The organism is Achromobacter sp. SIMBA_011 (assembly GCF_046535435.1).
In the GTDB taxonomy this organism is placed as follows: Bacteria; Pseudomonadota; Gammaproteobacteria; order Burkholderiales; family Burkholderiaceae_B; genus Achromobacter; species Achromobacter dolens.
In genome coordinates this window covers 1-261 of the sequence record NZ_JAWRWN010000684.1, presented here as the reverse complement: position 1 = coordinate 261, position 261 = coordinate 1, and the positions used below count along the sequence as shown (strand labels likewise).

General features: G+C 64.8%; 1 protein-coding gene. It reads left to right on the top strand.

What is annotated here, in order from left to right; genetic code table 11:
* Nucleotides 1–261, top strand: a 261-nt coding sequence (locus SB816_RS32695; protein WP_410548338.1) for a hypothetical protein, incomplete at both ends; no start/stop codon positions are given.

The window sequence follows — 261 nt, the reverse complement described above, 5'->3', positions numbered from 1 at the left end:
CGAGCGGGCGAACGCCGAGCTGGGCCTCGCGCTCGCCGACGACGAGATCGACTACCTGGTCGACGCGTTCCGCAAGCTCGAGCGCAACCCGACCGACGTCGAGCTGATGATGTTCGCGCAGGCGAACAGCGAGCACTGCCGTCACAAGATCTTCAACGCGCAGTGGACCATCGACGGCGAAGCGCAGGACATGTCGCTGTTCGCGATGATCCGCAACACCGAGAAGCTGAGCCCGCAGGGCACGATCGTCGCGTATTCGGA